The organism is Saccharothrix sp. ST-888 (assembly GCF_000955975.1).
In the GTDB taxonomy this organism is placed as follows: domain Bacteria; phylum Actinomycetota; class Actinomycetes; order Streptomycetales; family Streptomycetaceae; genus Kitasatospora.
In genome coordinates this window covers 1-821 of sequence record NZ_JYJF01000305.1, presented here as the reverse complement: position 1 = coordinate 821, position 821 = coordinate 1, and the positions used below count along the sequence as shown (strand labels likewise).

The 821-nt window shown below is 65.3% G+C and carries 1 protein-coding gene; it reads left to right on the top strand.

Translation table 11 applies throughout. From position 1 onward, the window contains the following. On the top strand, nt 1-821 hold an 821-nt coding region (locus tag UK12_RS32790), incomplete at both ends, for an adenosylhomocysteinase (protein WP_045306856.1).

Here is an 821-nt window from a genome sequence, read left to right as displayed (position 1 = left end):
TGGACCGAGGTCGCGGCGACGATCAAGGGTGTGACGGAGGAGACCACGACGGGTGTCCACCGGCTGTACGAGATGCACCGGGACGGGAAGCTGCTGTTCCCGGCGATCAACGTGAACGACTCGGTGACCAAGTCGAAGTTCGACAACAAGTACGGCTGCCGGCACTCGCTGATCGACGGCATCAACCGGGCGACCGATGTGCTGATCGGCGGCAAGGTCGCCGTCGTCTGCGGTTACGGCGATGTGGGCAAGGGCTGCGCGGAGTCGCTGCGGGGTCAGGGTGCGCGGGTGATCGTGACGGAGATCGACCCGATCTGCGCGCTGCAGGCGGCGATGGACGGCTACCAGGTGACCACCCTGGAGGAGGTCGTCGAGACGGCGGACATCTTCATCACGACCACGGGCAACAAGGACATCATCCTGGCGTCGCACATGGCGCGGATGAAGCACCAGGCGATCGTGGGCAACATCGGTCACTTCGACAACGAGATCGACATGGCCGGTCTGGCGCAGCTGCCGGGTGTGGTGAAGACCGAGGTCAAGCCGCAGGTCCACGAGTGGCGCAAGGAGGACGGCCGCACGGTCATCGTCCTCTCGGAGGGCCGTCTGCTGAACCTGGGCAACGCGACGGGTCACCCGTCGTTCGTGATGTCCAACTCCTTCGCGAACCAGACGATCGCGCAGATCGAGCTGTTCACGAAGACCTCGCAGTACCCGGTCGGGGTGTACGTGCTGCCCAAGCACCTGGACGAGAAGGTGGCCCGCCTGCACCTGGACGCGCTGGGCGTCAGGCTCACCACGCTGACCAAGGACCAGGCCGA